This window comes from Shewanella inventionis (genome assembly GCF_019931735.1).
Classification (GTDB): Bacteria; Pseudomonadota; Gammaproteobacteria; order Enterobacterales; family Shewanellaceae; genus Shewanella; species Shewanella inventionis.
Window position 1 is genome coordinate 3,701,396 of the sequence record NZ_CP082926.1, and the last position, 18,778, is coordinate 3,720,173.

The window sequence follows — 18,778 nt, forward strand, 5'->3', positions numbered from 1 at the left end:
ATCATAAATAAAAAGCATTGATAATCGATATACCGCAAAATACTGTCATAGAGTTGTTCTAGACGTGCTTCGATAAGATTATTCTCGTAACTGCATTACGCAGCATATCGCCTCTTCTAAGGTTAAATAAACCTTCACTTTACTCAACAATCTTGTGTCTCAAGCTATTCAACCTCGAGTAAGATCGCTTTCTCGTCTGGGATTAAATCATGCACTGAGCATTCAAGAATCGCTGCAATAACATACACTTTCTCTAAGCTGATGCTTTTCTCACCGCGCTCTACGATACCAATATAGTTGAGGCTAAAGCCGCATTGCTGTGACAGGTCTTTCTGAAGTATGTCTTTTTCTTTTCTTTTTTCTGCGAGTTTTTTTCCAAACTCAATCGCAATCTTTTTTTTCATTCTTATCTTGTAGATTAAATTAAAACACACTATAGTGTGTTTTGTGGTGATTAATCACTTAGCTAATATCAGTTTGCCGCTGCCTTATTAGCTAAACGCTCGCCCAGGGATGCTAGCATCCCTGGGTTTATTTACTCACAACTCGAATCCTTCAAAATGACACAAGTTGATTTTATAGACATTATTAATAAACATTGCCCCGTCGTGTTTACTACGGAATATTTGTTACAAGCCCTTATCTATACGTATGAGACTGAAGATGCTGCCATTCTTCGAAAATGCATGCATAACCACTTGTATCAATTAGAAAAACACCGCTTTGTGAAACGGCTTTCTCCTAAAAGAAGTCGCAACGCACAATATGAACAACGATTCAGTCTACAAGCCCCAATTCATATGCAGCCCAAAAGGCCAGACGGTACTTTACATAAGCACACTGATAATCAGAGCATGGTAAAAAACCACTATAATGTACTTCAGCAACATATCAAGCAGTTAACACATAAACTCAATGCTTTTAAATTGCTTAGTCATAAGTTTCATTTATATAGCCCCATCATCAATGGCAAAATCAAGGTGTTAGATACCGAGCTATATGCAAAAGGCATTGAGCTCAATGCCGTCAATGAATTGATAGATGAAATCAAAAAGTGCAGTAGAGGTTGAACGTAAGTTAGCAAAAGTGATTATTGACTAAACTATACTATACTATTCGCACCGTAGGGGAAATCGTCATTAGGCTAACGGCATTTGCCGTTGAAAATGTTGGGTGGAATAGAGCTTGGTAATTAAAATTGTCGTCAAGGCGCTGTAAAGTCACCGGCGTTGTTACGCTGTCATGCCATAAGATAACTTAATTATCGTCGCATTAATCATGTCCAAACCGATAATGGTATCTAGCAGCGTTATCGGTTGTTGATTAGCAAACGCCTGGTTGGGTGTCTTTAGCCATAAAAGCATTCTATCTTGCGTACCAAAGTACTCTGTTCCTGCTTGAATAGTACTGATGAGCATCAACACACGCTCGGTCGCGATGGCTGGCAACAGCTTATCGTAAAGTCTTAATTTTACCCCTAATACTGTTTCTAATTCACGCCTAGATAAACCCGTAAACGTCATCGCATTAGCTAGCATGTCAGCGGTTACCCCCTGCCGAATAAGCTCTATATCGCTATATGAGTCACGATTAAGGTGCTCGATGCTTGTACCAACCAATACTGAAAACGCTTCATTTAACATATAGAGCAACTCCAACAGAAAATGGTATTTGATAGCAGTATAAGTGAAATTCAAAAGCCTGAAGACCTAATTTATTAATGCATCAATAAGGTTAAACTTCGTGTATTGCTTCAAACACATTTTTGGACAGAAATGCGTTAGATCTAATACCTAATTTAGGCCATTAAGAGGCTGTCACTGAGCTCATACAACAGCTTTGTCCTTCTTGAATTGGTGGACATTTAACTGTTCCATAGGAGCAAAATACACAACAGTCGCCCGTCAAGGGCTTTAGAAGAACTTTGCAAGATTCACATTCATAATACCACTGGCAAGCGTTGGTTGGCATTTTTTCAGTTTTACTGAAGCCGCATTCAGGGCAAGTAATGGTAGAATTTAACTCAATATTTTGCATGTTTGCTCCTTCAAAGGTTTAACAATGTCTAATACGGACATGACAATCATCAAACAAATACCTACATAGAATAAATAAGTGCTCCAATCGTATTGCCATAACGGATAGAGGGTTAACAAAACCGCTATAGGGCCAATAACTCCAAGAGTACCTCTCGTATGATTTTTGTTTTTATACCAGTTATACAAATTTGCCAACAATGCCAGTGTTGCAAATATAGGTAATACGGTATTTACAGCAATCCCCTCAAAGTGAGAGAGAAAGCCTAATCCCAATGCTGATGATAATGAGCCTAGAGCAGGAAAACACCCTGTGCAACTAAGGGCTGCAATCCAAACTCCACCTGAGCCAACTTTATCTAAAATCTTATTAATCATTTTTTGAACATCTAACTTTATTTGAATGATTTGAGTGTAAACTCCGTAGGTAGATACGGAGTCAATACTATTTTAGCGAATCTATTATTGGGCAGTGAGATTGGTCGTTATTGTTGCGGCATGAATTAGTCATTTCTTTTATGACGACTTCTAAACGTTGAAGGTCATCTATCTTACTTTGAATTATGCTCAATTTCTGCAAGCTTAGAGACTCAACTTTGGCACAATCGCCATCCATTGACATCAACGAAGCCACTTCTTTTAGAGTAAAGCCAAGTGCTTTGGCCTTACTAATGAATTGTAATTGTTTAGTGATCGAGTCGTCATACACACGATAACCATTTTGAGGTTTTTGAGGCTGATTTATCAAGCCTTCTCGCTCATAAAACCGTATAGTTTCTATGCCTAAATCAAGTTCTTTAGCCAACTTGCCTATTGTTCTCATCGTCTGACCACAAAATCAACTTTAATCATGACATGAGTATATCAATACGAATTATAATTGCTCGAATTACAATGAGTGCTTTCCGCTCAAAGCTGCCGTCAACATACACTATGCCTTAGTCAGACTTCACGTCAATTGTTTTGGAATAGATATGCAAAAGTGAGATCTGGCAGGAATTGCTACAAGATGAACGCTTTTGGGAGTTTCCTTTCATCGTTTCTTTGCGGCCACGCATGAGAAAATGTAGAACGAATTGAAGCGATATTTATCAGCCGAAAATCTCGCTAGCAAGGTTTGGGGCATAAACGTTTTAGCTGGTTTCATGCAGAATCCCTATATATCTCCCAAAATAGAGATACAGTTAAAACTACTTACTCACTCTTTTATACAAACTAATTTCGCTCTCAGTGAGAGCGAAAAGGTTTGTTTCGCACTACCCTATAGCTGATGAGTGCTGGGTTGCAGAGCATTTATGACAATCTATTAAAAAAGCAATGTTTGAAACGCTTGTTTGATTTATAAGTTTTTCTTCGCACTCACTGACTGCGAGCCATTTTCAATAACATTATATTTCGCTCTCTGCTGTAGCGAAATAATTACAGCTTTGGCAGTATTTGTGCCTCAACTGACACTGTTACTGCCAATCGAGACAGATTGTTAATTTAGGTTTAAAGTTTATTTATTAACCACACCCGATCATCAAATTTGATATTCAATTCTCTCAATATCCTTAAGCAATGCGGCAACGTTTATATCTTTGCCGTAACGACTGAAAGTGATGTTGGGATTAGCGTGGCCAACGATTTGCGCCACGATGTGCTCGCTGATATCTAATTGCTTCATTTCATCAATAAACGTGTGCCTAAGGCTGTATGCGGTTGGACGCTTATTCGCTTGCATGCCGATTTCGGTTTGAAGCTTAGCGAGCTGTTTACAGTAGGTTTTTGACCAATCTTCAATGATGCCAACAGGTTTATAGTCAAACAGCTGTATTTGTTGTGTTTTGCGTTGAGTCACAAAGGCCATAAAGCCTTGTTCGAGTAATGCACTATGAATTGGTACATAGCGCTTAGCATTGATGTTTTTTATTCGTTGCCCTGCACCGCTGTCATCAACGCTTATGCAGTCAACGCCATCTACTTGCTTGATATCACTTAATAACAGCTGGCACGCTTCAGATGGCCTTAAACCGCCATAAAGCATCATGAGTGTGACCCACTTAAAATCGTCGGTTGAGTCGTTAAATGCAGTCGAGCGTATTAATCGTTTTAATTCAGATGCAGTCCAGCGGTTGCGACCTTGATTCGCTTTGGCTTTCGGTTTTTGACCGACGGTGACACTTTCGAATGGGTTGTGATTTGAGTAGTTCATTAGCTGACACCATTTAAAGAACTGAAATATGGCGGCTAAGTATTCTTTATTGCTTTTGTAGCTTCGGCCTTGAGTCAGCAACTCATCGCGATAGGTCATCGCATCAGCGCTGGTGATATCGTGCACACATTTATCATCAGTTTTAAACTTGGTTTTAAGAGCGGATTTTGATGATACGGTATCAATAAAATGTCGAGTACGCTGCTCAAGCTGCTTAATAGATAGAGGTCTGATGGCTGATTTTTGTTTTGAAATAATAAATGCGCTTAATGCTTCGTTTAACCCAATAACAGGCTTTGCTTGCGCAACAGCTGTGGTTTCACGATATTCCGACAACTTAGTGTCTCTGATTGGAATGGAATGAGGTTTTTGCGTGGTGTTGAACGTAATATCAGAATCATCAGCATCAAACTGAGCTCTAAGATGGTTAATGACTTCATCGACGTAACGAATAAAGTCGTTAATACGTGTTTGATGGTCAATAGACTTGATGATTTTTTTGAGTGTTCCGGCAACATCAATGTTGCGGATAACCGCTTCTGCTCTGTCACGAGTCAGTAAGGAGACTTTTACGTCAAAGGGGAAGCCCTTGTCGCGTAAATATTTGGATAAACAGATACGTGTAAAGTATACGTTGTTGGGTGCTCGATAAAGATACATTGTCTGAGTCAATCCTTATGGAGAGCCCCTCAAACGCCAGAAACAAAAAAAGCCGTTGATAATCAACGGCTTTTCTCGTATTTAATGTGGCGGAGGGATAGGGATTTGAACCCAAGCAATCAGCCACAAAATAAAACTAAAATTCATTATAATCAACAACTAATCAAAAAATCACATCTCAGAAAGTGAACATTCGTAGTCGATATATGACATTTGAATATTTATATAATCTTTTGTCAAGAAAGAATAGCATCTTGCTAGTTTTATTTTATGCTTTCTGAAAATAGTGAACCATCTCTCCAATCGATATTATCACCGATGGCTGATGCCGTTTTATGTAATGCTGCCGAAAAATTATCTCCTGAGCCATAAATTCCACAACCTTGGCACTCACATAAGTGAGTTTTATTCGCTAATTTATAGATATTTAACTCTTTTTCACCACATTGAGGACAGTAATCAACCGATTCAAGAAATGGTTTCTTTTGTAGTTGAGCCGCGTCATTAGCCTTTTTCTTTGTTTTGGCGATTAAAGCAAATGCATCTGCATTCATACCCTTAATATCAGAGTCATATTTTTCTTTTGCTCTTTCTTCAGCGCTCAGTGGTTGAGGAGCTTCTTCAGGAAAGTCTTCGAAATAATCAGACCATTCGCCCATATCCATTAATCCTTTTTAATGTAAATACTTTGATAATAAAACTAGCGCATGAATTAGCGTTTGCTTTCAAACACAGTAGTAAATTAGTTGGAAATATCTGCTTATTAGACCAATTTACTGACTTCGCTCACGAGTTCTGAAAGCGAATTACCTTTGAATTGGTTATCTCGGCGCCATTGGGAACCTTTTTTACTTTTTTGCACAAAAATATTGCCATCTTCACTCAATATACGAAAGGATGTTTTTCCTTTCAGCATCGGAATGCCATCTTCAATAGCCCAGTCAAGGGTTTCTGCGCGAATATTGTTTAGCTGAACATGAAACGATGATGCCGTTTGAAATCGCTTCGATGGTTCAATGTGGGTTGCTTTCCTAATTGTACGTTTTAGCTTTTCAGAAACCCACGGCGGCAATGAACTCAAATCAATGATTTTACCTTTCAATATTTTCGTCTTAAGGCACTGATCTGAATATATTGATTTATCTGCATCTGTGCTTAACTCATCATATGTTCTACGTTCCGGCTTACTTAGCCAATAAAACTCATCATAAGGGAGGCTCCCACCAAGCAATTGATAAAGAACCAGACCTATTTGATATAAGTCTCCAGTAAAACCATAGCTATTGGTTTTGATAGATTCAGGTGGACGATACAGAACTGCATGACTAGACGCAGGTATTTCTGTTGATGCTTCAGGTAAATACTTGATCGAACCAAAGTCACCGATAATTGATTGCAGCTGATCACCTAGATATATGTTCGCTGGCTTCAAATCACGATGTAAAAAACGCTTTTTATGAAGCGCTCCAACCCCCATTAGTAATTGACATGTAAGATTAATTGCTTGCAAATTACCTAATTCAGTTTTATCGATTAAATCATCTAAATCACCATTCACACAGTATGGGGTGACGAAATATGCCCATTCTCCATTGAGAAGACCCGCATTATGAACAGACAAAACGTGAGGAGATTCAATAGCTGCTAAAATATTAGGTTCGGCATGATATCTTTTATCACTTCCCCAATAATAGAATTTTACGGCTATTCCTGTATTAAGAATACGATTTTCACCAAAAAAGAGATATCCATTACCTCCTTTAGTAATTTCCCTAGGGTCTGTTGATCTTTCGTGATGGCTTTTTAAGCAGCATGGTAAGGCGTTATAATTTGTTTCGCCAAAAATAAACGATAACTCCATACCATGCCGAGACTAATGCTAACTGATAAGTGGTGGCAAAAGCTACTTCAACTGATGAAGAACACTGGCCGCATCTATAATAAATCTGAACATAGAATGACCTTTGAAGGAATTCTTTACCGCTTGCGAACAGGAGTTCCATGGCGTGATCTTCCAACAGAGTTTGGGGACTGGAGCACTGTTTATCGTCGCTTTAATCTGTGGTCTAAAAAAGGCCTGTTAGATATACTATTCAAAGAGTTATCAAAACTTTCCGATTATGATTGGGTGTTTGCAGACGGCTCAATAGTCAAAGCTCATCAGCATAGCGCAGGAGCTGCGACACCAGATAATGAGTGTATTGGAAAGAGTCGCGGCGGTAACTCAACGAAAATTCATTTGGTCGTGGATAGCGGTGGATTACCAATCTATTTCGAGCTATCAGAAGGCCAGAGAAATGATATTGCTCGTGCCGAGAGTCTTGTTGACCACCTTAAGGAGGTCAACGTATTTATCGCTGATAAAGGCTATGACAGCGACGCTTTAAGGGCATATGTCAATTCTAAAGGTGGCAAAACCGTTATACCGAAGCGAAATTATGGGCAAGATATCGACAAAGAAAGCATGGATTGGTGTCTCTACAAGTATCGACATTTGGTTGAGAATGCTTTCGCGAGGATAAAGCACTTCCGAGCAATATCAACAAGATATGATAAGTTAGCAAGAAATTACGCCAGTATGGTATCACTGGCGTTTACTATAATGTGGCTGCCGATGTATTGTTGAATAAAATGTGTACAGCAAAGATCAACAGACCCTAGTAAGCTTTATATCTTTAGACAGGAGCTTCAACTGATTTTTAATTTCAACAGGCGCACTTATCCCATCTATAAATAAAGTGCTCATTTGTTTTGTCTAAGATATAGAGAGGCCGACATAAATGCTGTCTCTTGATATTTATTGATTCCGTTAGGAATTTCAAAATTATTATTCTTATGCGAAGCCGCAATTCCTTGCCCGGAAACAAAAAACACTTCGGCAGTTCCGTTTAGCTGAATCAACGCTTCAAGTTTGAAAGATACTCCGCCTCCTGACATTGAACCATTTTTCTTTCTTTTTTTAATAACGACTACATCTATATGATTGTCGGTTACATAATTTTTAAAGGATTCGTAAAAAGATTGAACGGCATGAGTCGATTCATCATCTCCAATTTTAATCCTGCGCGGGTCAATATTAATATATTCCTGACTATCTGCTTCAATAATGGCCAGAATAGCTTCTGACCCTTTGAGTTCAATTCCACATACTTTAGGCATATCGATAAATTCCTTTTGGAGCCTAATCGCTTATTGAAGGGCTTGCGCTGTAAAGTCAATCCCTTAACTTATTGATAAATACCATCCTACATTTGCTATCTTAATGAAGTAACATACACTGGACCTTAAGCATTAAGTCTGACATAAATCCCATCTAAGGTTATGTCTTCTTTAGATTTTCTTTGCTGTGACTTTGGAGCGTTTCTTGTTATATAGCAAATCGCCCAGTCTAGCTTTTCTGTTATTTCTGACCAGGCTCGATGACAGATACATTCAAAGATAGGCAGTAACCAAACGTCCACATTTTTTGCAGCTTTGAACAGTGAAACTGAGGGCATTATCTGAAGTGCGGTACTGCGCCTGATGATAACTGCCAGCAGACTGGCCCAGACTAGGCCGTCAACTATCGCTTTTTGCGCGGTAGCAAATCTCTGCCAGTTTGTATGTGATTTCAACTCTTTGAACAGCAGTTCAACCTGCCAGCGGCAGCGATAAATCGCCATAATATCATCGGCTGAGTAGGCCTCTGTCGGTAGGTTTGTTAACCAGATACAAAACCGCTTTTCTTCAGCGAACCAACGTCTTACAACTCGAAACTCCTGTTTGCCTCTGTGGACTTTGAGGTCAAGAATTTCAGTGCGGTTGGTACGGCGCGTTATGTCTTTGAGCTTCATTCCAGCTAGCTTAGGAAGAATGCGGCCCTTGCCATTTTTAGCTTCTACAACCCTTGGATTGAGTGACTTTGCACCCCGAACAATATAGAAACCATTATGACGCTCCACATCGGCAAAAAACTCGAAATCAGGGTATCCCGCATCAGCCAGAAGTAGCTTGTTTTTCATCTTAAATGGCTTGGGAAGATAGGCTCTTTCTGAAGCCGTATCAGCAGTTATCGTCATCGCCGTCGGGTTAAAGGTTCGTAATGACATGGTCATATGGCACTCTATCGCAGCAGGATTGCGTTTAAAGCGGCTTGGGTAGACATCGGCTAACGCCTTGTGAACATGAAATGAACTGCCATCTTGAAGCAGAATATCATCAAAGCAAGACAGCTTCTTCGGAAGCTGAGCACATTGTTGGCGGGCAAATTGAGCGATAGCCAACTGTACCAGTTGCTGCATAAAATGAGGAAAGGCTTCCTTACGGAGCTGGTTGTGGAAGGGCTTGTAAGCCACATTATCATTTTCAGTCAAACACATACCATTGAACTGACGATGCAAGTCTGCAATGGCATGGCAGTTGCCTTTACTCAACGCAGATATCAAGCTTGGGATCAGTATTTCCGGCAGAATAGACCGATTTCGTTGAATAAACCCCGTGCGCTTAGCCGTTTTTTGAAGGATGTTTGCATTGAAGAATTGCATAAACTGCTTTTTTAAGGAGATAATCGTCATCGGCTTTATTTATTGCTCATGGTAGTTTGTTTGGCGACAATTATCAGATCATAAATAAGGCCTTTTTTCTACCTAAAATATAGCGTTATCGCTAAAGATCCTGTCTATGAATGAAGTAAAGCAATTAATTGTGCCTAACAGACAAAAACAAACCGAGCTTGCGCGTAAAGTAGAATTTTGGCTCAGTACACTAAAAATTAAAATCAATAAAATCAGATAATTACGGTTTTTCTATTTTTAATACGATACAACTAAAGAACGATTTTAAATCGTTTTTTAGTTGTAAATCGATGAAATCCCATTATAACTGTACATAAAAACAGTGCGTACCATATAAAAGTGTCCCAGCTGATTTTATCTTTCACGCTTTTGGCTTTTTCACATGCGCAGCATGTGGCTGTTGGGGTTAAGGGGTTCACCCCTTGCCCGTAGCTCCTATCCGATCTTTTTGGAACAAAAAGTGGGATAGGAGCGTACCGGGTTACGTTGTAGTCCCACTTAATAAGTGGGCTGCTTTGGCTTCGCACTCATTGAGTGCGAAACGGTTTAAATTGCATTCTTTAAGTGAACAGTTACGTGAAATGAGCGTGAAATTAACGCGAAAAAAGGTGAAAATTCGATTTCTCAGCAAGCTTTTGTATGGATTTACGCCCGTAGGGTTTGATAAGCGTTGCTGATAAATGATGCCGCTGGTAGGTTTCATCATTTCTCAGGCTGATTTTTGGTTCTGTAAGAGCAAATTTTGGCGTATAAAGTCACTCAGGATTTACTGACTGTTGTCATGATTAACGCTCTACGGTTTATCTTTTCAGCAAAAATCCTCTCATATAATCCCACTTCTTATACTGGTAGAAATAAATTCAATGTGTAACTGACTTTATCCACCACTGGTTTGAGTGTTTTCACATCATATTGCTTGCCGTATCGTCCATAGGTGATGTTGTGATAAACGTGTCCAACGATTTGTGCCACCATCGATTCTTCTATTTGCAGTTGCTTGAGTTCATCAATAAAGGTGTGACGGAATGAATAGGCTGTAGGTCGCTTACCTGCAATAAACTTAAGCTGGTCGAGTAATTTTCCAAACTCTCGGCAAAACTTGTGTGACCAAACGCCATCGCTACTGGGTTGATAATGAAATAACGGACAGCTTGTTAACTGGCCGCTTTTTAACGGACTATTTTTTATGTGATAGCTTTTTGATGTTCGGTCAGTAATGGTTTGAACGAAATCGGTAAAACCGAGCTCAATCAATTTTTGATGTAACGGAACGGTTCGTTTTGACTGTGCTGTTTTGAGTTGTTGGCTCATGCCTTCATTGGTCACGTGAATGACGCTGATACCATCGATTACGGTTATATCATTGCTGTGTAGCTGACAAGCCTCTGAAGGCCGTAAACCGTGATACAGCATCAATAGTGTTATCCATTTAAAGCCAGGGTGTTTATCGATAAATTCTTGTGATTGCAGTACGTGTTTTAGTTGCTCAGGTTGCCAGCGCTGACGCGCTAAATCATGCCCAGCTTGGTTACTTGGCTTTGATAGCTTCACTTCATCAAACGGGTTTGCGGTGGTGTAGCGCATCAGTTTGCACCATTTAAAGAACTGCGACACCGCAGCTAAGTAGTCTTTATTACTCTTATGGCTTCGACCTTCTTCGAGCAAACAATCCTTGTATTCCATCGCCTCAGCGCTGGTAATGTCGAATACATCATCTAAGTGGGTTCGCTCAATAAAGTGGCCTATACGTTGATTAAGCTGCTTTACCGTTAACACTGAGACAGACTGCTTTTGTTTGGAGTTAATAAACTTAATTAGTGCATCAGTTAATGTGACGTTAGCGACTGAATTTGTTTGCTTTTTACTACCCGAACTTTTTGAAAATACCAAGTTTGTTGATGAGGGATAATTGTCATATGTCGCACTATTATGGGCTAATTGCGTTGGCCGAGTGGGAATAAACTGAATGATTTCCCGCACTGGCTTGGCATTTTCATCAAGCGTATCAGTTACCCCAACAAAGCCTGCACGGGCATCATTAATCAATTGATTAACGTGTTCCTTAAACGCATCGGGCTGTGATTGTGGTGTTAAACTGCTGATTAATGGGCGCAAGATGCCCGCAACGACAAGGTTACGGCATATCGCGATTGAGCGCTGTTTAGTGAGCAGGGATACTTTGATGTCGGCAGAGAAGCCTTTATCACGCAGATAAGCAGGCAACACCATGCGGGTGTAATAGGTACAATTTGTGGCTCTGAATAGGTACATATGTCTCAGTCATCCGTTTTGGGTCTGAGAATATGATTTTTCAAATGCTAGAAAGCAAAAAAGCCATTGATTATCAATGGCTTTTTCACTTTAGAATGTGGCGGAGGGATAGGGATTTGAACCCTAGAACGGGGTAAACCGTTGCCGGTTTTCAAGACCGGTGCATTCGACCACTCTGCCATCCCTCCGAACGGCGTGAATAATATAAGTAACTCGTTTACTTGTAAACCTTAAATTTAAAAAAATTATCTAAATGTATAGCATTTAATCGCCCTGTTTCAATTTTGTACATGCGCATCATCAGCACGCGACTTTGATAAACCCAAATCTCGACTAATACAGAGGCTACATAATTTTACAACCGCGTAAATGTCCTGAGGTTTTTGTAATGCTTTATGCTAATATCGAAAGAATATTTTTTGTTGTCATGGCCCAATTATCACTCTATGAACCCAACGCTATTGCCTAGTGCCAAACTTGCCCCTCAATATCATTTACCTGAAACTGCGCCTACGGCTTTTTTTCCAAGTCAATTATTGCTTGGCCAAGAACGTGCCGTTGATGCATTTAAATTAATGACCAAAATCGATTCGCAACATTTGTATTTGGGTGATTTCCCTGGTGTAGACAGGCCCTTATTTATTAACGCATTAGTGTCTCAGGCTGACACGCCTTCTAATAACTACTTAGTGGCGGCAAAAAAGTTGTCAGATGATGCTGAGATACAGTTTAAGTGGCAGGCGTCGTTGCCCCCGCAACATGTCGGTATTGTTGCTAAACAAGAGTCACTGTCATGTTATTTGCAGGGAACACTTCGTCGGGCCGATTTATTGGGCCGAATGGTTAAGACGGATAAGAGCAGCATTTATAAACCTGGGGCTTTAGCATCAAATCATATGGTGTTCATTTGCTTGGAGTCTATTTGGCAACGTGAAAACCTTTGGGATTTGTTGATGCAAATCCTTCATGACGGATACTACCGTATCAACAATGAGTTAGCGCCTATTCCTGTCAATTCTAAGATTATTTTGATTGGTTCAGGAATGGCATACAGCCAACTTCGCCAAGAAGATCGCCGCTTTAACCAGCACTTTCCATTACTTGCTGAAATGAGTAACGAAGTGGACTTAACCCAATACCCAGAATCGGCTTATGTACAATGGCTGAGCGTATTAGCTAAAGATGCGGGTGCTGAATTGGAACCATCGAGCTTATTACCATTATTTTGGTTTAGCTCTCGCCTTGTTGAGCACCAACAGCGGTTAAGTTTAAGCATGCTTGATATTAAGCAGCTGTTAGCCCAAGCCAAAGCGTATGCGGGTAAATCATCATTAAATGCATCCGCGATTGCTAAAGCACTCGAAAAACTCAAGTTTCGCCATAATAGTTCTGAAATTTATTCGGCTCAAAGTTTCGATGACAATTTCATAAATCTGCCAACTAAAGGTGCTATGGTTGGCCAAATTAATGGCCTTACCGTGATTGATACTGGTGATTACACCTATGGCGAACCTGCACGGATCACAACCTCAGTACATTATGGTGACGGCGAAGTCGCCGACATTGAAAGAAAATCTGAGCTTGGTGGTAATATTCATGCTAAAGGCATGATGATTTTGTCGGCCTGTTTATATCGTATTTTCGGACGTGATGCCCCGCTTCACCTTAATGCCAATATTGTTTTTGAGCAGTCATACCAAGAAATCGACGGTGACAGTGCATCATTAGCAGAGTATTGCTGCTTAATGTCGGCCATTGCTGAGCAGCCTATTGTGCAAAGCCTAGCCGTAACAGGTGCGTTAGACCAGTTTGGTAACGTACAAGCTATTGGTGGCGTGAATGAAAAAATTGAAGGTTTTTATACTTTATGCCATCGCCGTGGACTCACGGGGGAGCAAGGTGTCATTATTCCTAAAGCTAATGTGTTGCAACTCAATTTACAACCTGCAGTTATTGATGCGGTAAATAAGGGGTTATTTCATATTCATGCGATTGAACATATGGACCAAGCGGTTGAAATTTTAATGCAAATGCCGGCAGGTGTGGCAAATGAAGACAATGACTTTGCGGAAGAAACCCTATATGGTTTAGTACAACAACGTTTAGATAAGTTGGCTGGCCAAGATGATGAGGAAGTGGAGCTTAGCTTTATTGCTAAAATGTTAGCTAAGTTACGGATTATATAGTGATCGGAGTTGTTTAGCTTACACGTGTTCGCTATCTTGTTGCGATTAATAGTTAAAAGAGTGGTAGAGAAATAAATGGAAAAAGCTAACAGTTTCACTAAAGAACAACTTATCGCCTGTGGTAACGGTAATCTTTTAGGTCCTAATAGACCACGTTTACCTGTCGATAATATGTTAATGATTGACCGTATTATTACCATCAATGAAGATGGTGGTGAATTTGGTAAAGGTGAAATTGTTGCCGAACTTGATATCACTCCAGACTTATGGTTTTTTGATTATCACTTCAAAACCGATCCGGTAATGCCTGGTTGCTTAGGTTTAGATGCTATGTGGCAGCTAGTGGGTTTTTATTTGGGCTGGGAAGGCGCTGAAGGTAAAGGCCGCGCGCTTGGTGTAGGTGAAGTTAAATTTACTGGCCAGGTGCTACCAGATGCTAAAAAAGTAACCTACAAGTTGAACATTAAGCGCAAGATCCATCGCAAATTAGTCATGGGGATTGCCGATGCAACTATGGAAGTGGATGGCCGTCAGATTTATTCGGCTACCGATTTAAAAGTGGGTATTTTTAGCGATACCTCTACATTTTAATTGTTTTCATTGTACCTTTTTTAACAATGCCCTCTAACTTGAGGGCATTTTTTTGGCTATTATTTGTTGAATAAGCCACTGAGGCGACCATCAACGCCCTCTCGCCATCCGCCAAGCCATTGAGACCGTGAATCAAGATTAGAGTGAGGACAAACTTCCTTTGAGCGCCCTCCTATACCGGCCTGAAATCCTTTTGAAAAAGCTCTGTCTAAACGATCTCTTTTCTGTCTTTTCATGCATGCGTCCTCTTCATTTGTAGGCTTCTGTTTGACGGGTTAAATCTGAAGCCGTAAATATAGAAATAGACGTTTTTTTAGCCAAGATCAATCAAAAAAATGACCATTTTATGGATTTTTTATTAAGGTATTGAGAATTAAATCAAAAAAAATCGAGGAAATATTCCTCGATTTTTGTTCTATATTATGTTCTAGGCTGTAGCTACAAATCTTAAGTTATTTTTTAACTCTACGACGAAGCCACAATAATGGTAAAGCAAATAACCAGCCAAAACTTGCTGCACCTAGACGCTCATAGTCAGTGTCTTCTACCGCATCAGATGTATCACATGCTTCACCTGCTGTAGGTTTCAAAACGACCATGCGCGGTAGATAAGATGTAACCGGATCGCCATTGCCATCTAATTCAAACAAAGGTAATCCATTTTCACCAATAATTAACTCGCCATCTGTATCGTATTGGTATTCTGGTTTAAGAATAAACCCTGTGCCAACAATGGTGCCATCTTCGTTGATGCTATTTGCTTCAACAACTGAGATCTCAGTATTGTAAGTTAATATCTCACCGGTTCCGTCTTGCACACTCACAGTATGACGAACCCAATTACCATCGGTATCTCTTTCGTAACCTTTTGACTCACATGTCAATTGATCGTTTAGGTTTACAAACTCTGAGGTGGTCATGTCATATAAAAAGCCCACTTTTGGACGTGGCTTTTCTTTGTCGTATGTAGATTCGATGTAACCCACGACCTGACCTTTATTGTTAATGTCTTTTGGTTTACTGCTTAGATCAGATAGTGAGGTTTGAAAGTCATTAGGAGTAGTAATGCCTTCTTCTGGGTTATTGGTGTCAAAAGTAAAGAACTTGCTCCGCAAATAGCCACTGATGTATTTACTGTAACTACCAACTAGAATACCTGAATCGTTGATGTCATAAGCAATAGAATAGTAAACGTCATCATCCATCGTTACCCAGTTGTACTGGTAATCACCATTGGCGTCTTTTATCCAGTATGCAGCATCAAAGTATAAATCGTCGTCATCACCGTTACGGTAAACGTGTGAGCGGCCTGCAACATCACCGTTTGAGTTAATCCCTAAACCTTGAGCTGTATAAATAAGCGTTGAATCTTCATCTGGGGTTAATCCTAATTCCAGTTCTGTGCGCTCTGGTAAACCGTCTTCGTCTAAGTTATTAAGATCCCATACAAAAGCACGAGTTTGATATTGAATATACCGAGTACCGTTATCATCTGGGTACTGCCAGGCTTGTACACAAATATCGGTTGGGATGGGATTATCGGCATCTGTATCTTCGGCGTCTTCGATACAGGTATCAATACGGGTTTCGCTAGATGAAGCCAGCGCAGTACTACCATAACCCACAACTAAGTCGTTATCATTGACTTTAGCAGCAACTGACCACCCGCCTACTTCAACGGTAGCTGCATCGACATCTGCAGTTTGCTCACGCTCGTACGTGGTAAATGAAGGTAATAACGGATATTCCACGCCATTTTTAACCGCAATACCACGCATTTCAAATTCGCGATAATAGAAATATTCTTGAGTTGTACTCGTGCCTTCGTAATCGAGTGTTAACTCTTCACCTGTATAAGCACCTACTTTTACGCCATTATTGTTAAGGCCATAAAAAAAGGTATCGACATCATTGACGATTAACTCGTCGTCTGAATCCGTTTCAGTGCTGGCAGGGTCAAATGTATCAGCCATGCTAAAAAACTCAGGAACCCAAGAACCCACTGATGCATTGTCACTTGCTATAAAAGTAAAGTTGTTCGCTTCTATTTCAGAGTAAACAGAATATGTGATGGATTCTGCTGCGGTAATACCATCTTCAATATCAATTACAGAGTCATCAACGTCATCAATTGTTAACTTGTTTTTACCTTTTGAAATACCAACAAGTTCATCTTCGTCGTTAACTGCCATGGCATAGCCATTTCGAGTGCCATCTAAGGTGCCGTTTAAATCGTAATCTTCAATATTAACAATTTCATACACAGACGCGGCTTGAGCCGAACCGATAACACTTAATACGCCAATCGCAACGAGTGACAGGGCTTTATCAAACTTTAACTTCATGTAACCATTCCTGTTTTATTATGCTTTACTTCAGTGACTCTAGTTCTTCCCAGCGTTGGAAGCACAGCTCTAAATTCTGTTCTTTCTCTGCTAATGTTTGCAGAGCCTTATTAACCGTATCCGCTGGTTGGCTGTAAAAATCAGCACTGCTCACGGTTTGTTGTAGTGTTTCAATCTCTTGTTCAAGCAACTCCATTTGACTTGGAAGCGCTTCTAACTCTTTTTGTAATTTATAAGAGAGCTTTTTAGCTGGCTTTTCTGGTGCTTTTACAGGCTTTGTTTCTACAACGGGTGTCGTTTGGACAACAGTTGTTGCAACTGGTTCCTCAGAATAAAATTTTGCTCCCTGAGAAATTGCATCCTGGTAACCACCTACGTATTCAGACCAATGGCCATTACCCGCAAACCACCAGCTACTGGTGACGGTATTATCAATAAATGCTCTGTCGTGGCTCACGATTAATAACGTACCTTCAAAATCAGTGAGCAGAGACTCTAACAACTCTAATGTCTCAATATCAAGATCGTTTGTTGGTTCGTCGAGAATAATGAGGTTTGCAGGGCGTAATAACAACCTTGCGAGCAATAAACGGTTCTTTTCTCCACCAGAGAGTGCTTTTACCGGAGTGCGAGCGCGCATAGGCGAAAATAAGAAATCTTGTAAGTAGCTTAAAATATGGCGGTCTTGACCATTAATGGTGACTGTGCTTTTACCTTCGCCAACGTTTTCTTCGACTGTTTTTTCAGGATCTAGCGCTTCTCGGTACTGGTCAAAATAGGCGATTTCTAACTTTGTGCCGACTTTAATTTCGCCAGATTGAGGTTGCAGTTTTTCTATCAATAACTTGATTAGTGTTGATTTACCGCAGCCATTAGGTCCGATAAGTGCAATACGATCGCCGCGCATCACGGTAGTGCTAAAGTTTTTGACTAAATTTTTATCCGGTAAGTTGTAGTTTACGTCTTTTACATCAAAGACTAACTTACCTGAACGCTCTGTATCAGACACTGCCATTTTGGCATTGCCCTGTCGATTGAGCCGTTCACTACGCTCGACTCGTAATGCTTTTAACGCCCTTACTCGACCTTCGTTACGGGTGCGACGCGCTTTTACACCTTGACGGATCCAGGTTTCTTCTTCAGCTAGTTTTTTATCAAAATGGGCGTTTTTTTCAGCCTCAACACGAAGCCACTCTTGCTTACCGTCTAAATATGCTTGATAACTGCCAGGCCATGAGGTAACAACGCCACGGTCGAGATCGACGATTCGGGTTGCCATACGTTGAATAAAACCACGGTCATGGCTGACAAATACGATTGCACCTTTAAAGCTAAGCAAAAACTGCTCCAGCCATTCAATGGTATCAATGTCTAGATGGTTAGTCGGCTCGTCGAGTAACAACAAATCTGGGTCTACAACCAATGCTCTGGCTAAGGCTACTTTACGCTGCCACCCACCAGAAAGCTCGCTTAATGGTTTATCAGGATCGAGTCCAAGTAATTGACAGTTTTGAATAATACGTGAATCAAGCTGCCAACCATTATTATGATCTAGCACCTCTTGGATCCGCTGCATTTCATTGAGCATACGCTCCATATCATCAGGGTTAGCTTCTGCTACGTCATGTGATAATTGATGATACTTCTCTAATGCTTCACCTATGTCTTTTAAAGCTGCAGCAATATAAGCATATACCGAGCCTGTTTCTGCTTTAGGTGGATCTTGCTGTAAACGGCTCACATTCACATCATTGGCAATGTTGAATTCGCCATCATCAAGCAATACATCACCTGATAACACTTTCATTAAGCTTGATTTACCCGCGCCGTTGCGTCCAACAATACAGACGCGCTCGCCTGGCTCAATGGTAAAATCTGCATTTTGCAATAAAGGAGTGTAACCGTAGGCTAACGAGCCATTATTTATCCGAACCAGACTCAA

General features: G+C 40.3%; 18 protein-coding genes and 1 tRNA gene. 4 read left to right on the forward strand and 15 right to left on the reverse strand.

What is annotated here, in order from left to right; all coding sequences use genetic code 11:
• Positions 1 to 164: 164 nt before the first annotated feature.
• The gene (locus K8B83_RS16485) at positions 165 to 404 is read right to left on the reverse strand and encodes a helix-turn-helix domain-containing protein (protein ID WP_188739076.1); all 240 of its coding nucleotides are present in this window, start codon (positions 402 to 404) and stop codon (positions 165 to 167) included.
• 156 nt (positions 405 to 560) lie between these two features.
• On the opposite strand from K8B83_RS16485, the gene K8B83_RS16490 reads away from it, so the two are divergent.
• Positions 561 to 1,070 (forward strand): hypothetical protein, encoded by a 510-nt coding sequence (locus tag K8B83_RS16490; RefSeq protein ID WP_188739077.1) that lies wholly within the window; start codon positions 561 to 563, stop codon positions 1,068 to 1,070.
• Between the two features lie 162 nt (positions 1,071 to 1,232).
• On the opposite strand, the gene K8B83_RS16495 is transcribed toward K8B83_RS16490, so the two are convergent.
• The 7 genes from K8B83_RS16495 to K8B83_RS16525 form a co-directional block, all read right to left on the reverse strand.
• Positions 1,233 to 1,643 (reverse strand): antitoxin Xre/MbcA/ParS toxin-binding domain-containing protein, encoded by a 411-nt coding sequence (locus K8B83_RS16495; RefSeq protein WP_188739078.1) that lies wholly within the window; start codon positions 1,641 to 1,643, stop codon positions 1,233 to 1,235.
• Between the two features lie 163 nt (positions 1,644 to 1,806).
• Positions 1,807 to 2,037 carry a GDCCVxC domain-containing (seleno)protein gene (locus tag K8B83_RS16500; RefSeq protein ID WP_223418315.1) on the reverse strand — a complete coding sequence of 77 codons (231 nt, stop codon included), beginning with the start codon at positions 2,035 to 2,037 and terminating at the stop codon, positions 1,807 to 1,809.
• Positions 2,019 to 2,414: an organomercurial transporter MerC gene (gene merC / locus K8B83_RS16505; RefSeq protein WP_188739079.1), complete on the reverse strand. Its 396-nt coding sequence runs from the start codon at positions 2,412 to 2,414 to the stop codon at positions 2,019 to 2,021. The genes K8B83_RS16500 and merC overlap by 19 nt, the downstream gene beginning before the upstream one ends.
• A 67-nt stretch (positions 2,415 to 2,481) precedes the next feature.
• A complete protein-coding gene (locus K8B83_RS16510; protein WP_188739080.1) occupies positions 2,482 to 2,859 on the reverse strand; it encodes a MerR family transcriptional regulator in 378 nt (125 codons plus the stop codon).
• Positions 2,860 to 3,558: 699 nt separating this feature from the next.
• Entirely contained in the window at positions 3,559 to 4,890 is a 1,332-nt protein-coding gene (locus K8B83_RS16515; protein ID WP_188739081.1) for a tyrosine-type recombinase/integrase, read from the reverse strand.
• 263 nt (positions 4,891 to 5,153) lie between these two features.
• Positions 5,154 to 5,549 (reverse strand): hypothetical protein, encoded by a 396-nt coding sequence (locus K8B83_RS16520; RefSeq protein ID WP_223418316.1) that lies wholly within the window; start codon positions 5,547 to 5,549, stop codon positions 5,154 to 5,156.
• Positions 5,550 to 5,653: 104 nt separating this feature from the next.
• Positions 5,654 to 6,751: a protein kinase domain-containing protein gene (locus tag K8B83_RS16525; RefSeq protein ID WP_223418331.1), complete on the reverse strand. Its 1,098-nt coding sequence runs from the start codon at positions 6,749 to 6,751 to the stop codon at positions 5,654 to 5,656.
• 3 nt (positions 6,752 to 6,754) lie between these two features.
• On the opposite strand from K8B83_RS16525, the gene K8B83_RS16530 reads away from it, so the two are divergent.
• Positions 6,755 to 7,516, forward strand: a complete 762-nt coding sequence (locus tag K8B83_RS16530) for an IS5 family transposase (RefSeq protein ID WP_223417353.1) — start codon at positions 6,755 to 6,757, stop codon at positions 7,514 to 7,516.
• A 116-nt stretch (positions 7,517 to 7,632) separates the two neighbouring features.
• Here K8B83_RS16530 and K8B83_RS16535 read toward each other — a convergent pair whose 3' ends face one another.
• From K8B83_RS16535 to K8B83_RS16550, 4 genes are all read right to left on the reverse strand, one after another.
• Entirely contained in the window at positions 7,633 to 8,049 is a 417-nt protein-coding gene (locus K8B83_RS16535) for a DUF3010 family protein (RefSeq protein ID WP_223418333.1), read from the reverse strand.
• A 125-nt stretch (positions 8,050 to 8,174) separates the two neighbouring features.
• Positions 8,175 to 9,443, reverse strand: a complete 1,269-nt coding sequence (locus K8B83_RS16540) for an IS4 family transposase (RefSeq protein ID WP_223418334.1) — start codon at positions 9,441 to 9,443, stop codon at positions 8,175 to 8,177.
• A gap of 840 nt (positions 9,444 to 10,283) precedes the next feature.
• Positions 10,284 to 11,714, reverse strand: coding sequence for a site-specific integrase (locus K8B83_RS16545; protein WP_223418336.1), 1,431 nt, complete (start codon positions 11,712 to 11,714; stop codon positions 10,284 to 10,286).
• A 98-nt stretch (positions 11,715 to 11,812) separates the two neighbouring features.
• Positions 11,813 to 11,902, reverse strand: a tRNA-Ser gene (locus K8B83_RS16550).
• A gap of 258 nt (positions 11,903 to 12,160) precedes the next feature.
• Here K8B83_RS16550 and K8B83_RS16555 point away from each other — a divergent pair.
• Complete coding sequence (locus tag K8B83_RS16555) at positions 12,161 to 13,900, forward strand: AAA family ATPase (protein ID WP_223420099.1); 1,740 nt, start codon at positions 12,161 to 12,163, stop codon at positions 13,898 to 13,900.
• A 75-nt stretch (positions 13,901 to 13,975) separates the two neighbouring features.
• Positions 13,976 to 14,491 (forward strand): bifunctional 3-hydroxydecanoyl-ACP dehydratase/trans-2-decenoyl-ACP isomerase, encoded by a 516-nt coding sequence (fabA, locus tag K8B83_RS16560; RefSeq protein WP_223418337.1) that lies wholly within the window; start codon positions 13,976 to 13,978, stop codon positions 14,489 to 14,491.
• 59 nt (positions 14,492 to 14,550) lie between these two features.
• Here fabA and rmf read toward each other — a convergent pair whose 3' ends face one another.
• From rmf to K8B83_RS16575, 3 genes are all read right to left on the reverse strand, one after another.
• The gene (gene rmf / locus K8B83_RS16565; protein WP_188739826.1) at positions 14,551 to 14,727 is read right to left on the reverse strand and encodes a ribosome modulation factor; all 177 of its coding nucleotides are present in this window, start codon (positions 14,725 to 14,727) and stop codon (positions 14,551 to 14,553) included.
• A 216-nt stretch (positions 14,728 to 14,943) separates the two neighbouring features.
• Positions 14,944 to 16,836, reverse strand: coding sequence for a DUF3466 family protein (locus K8B83_RS16570; RefSeq protein ID WP_223418339.1), 1,893 nt, complete (start codon positions 16,834 to 16,836; stop codon positions 14,944 to 14,946).
• Positions 16,837 to 16,861: 25 nt separating this feature from the next.
• Positions 16,862 to 18,778 (reverse strand): ABC transporter ATP-binding protein, encoded by a 1,917-nt coding sequence (locus K8B83_RS16575; RefSeq protein ID WP_188739828.1) that lies wholly within the window; start codon positions 18,776 to 18,778, stop codon positions 16,862 to 16,864.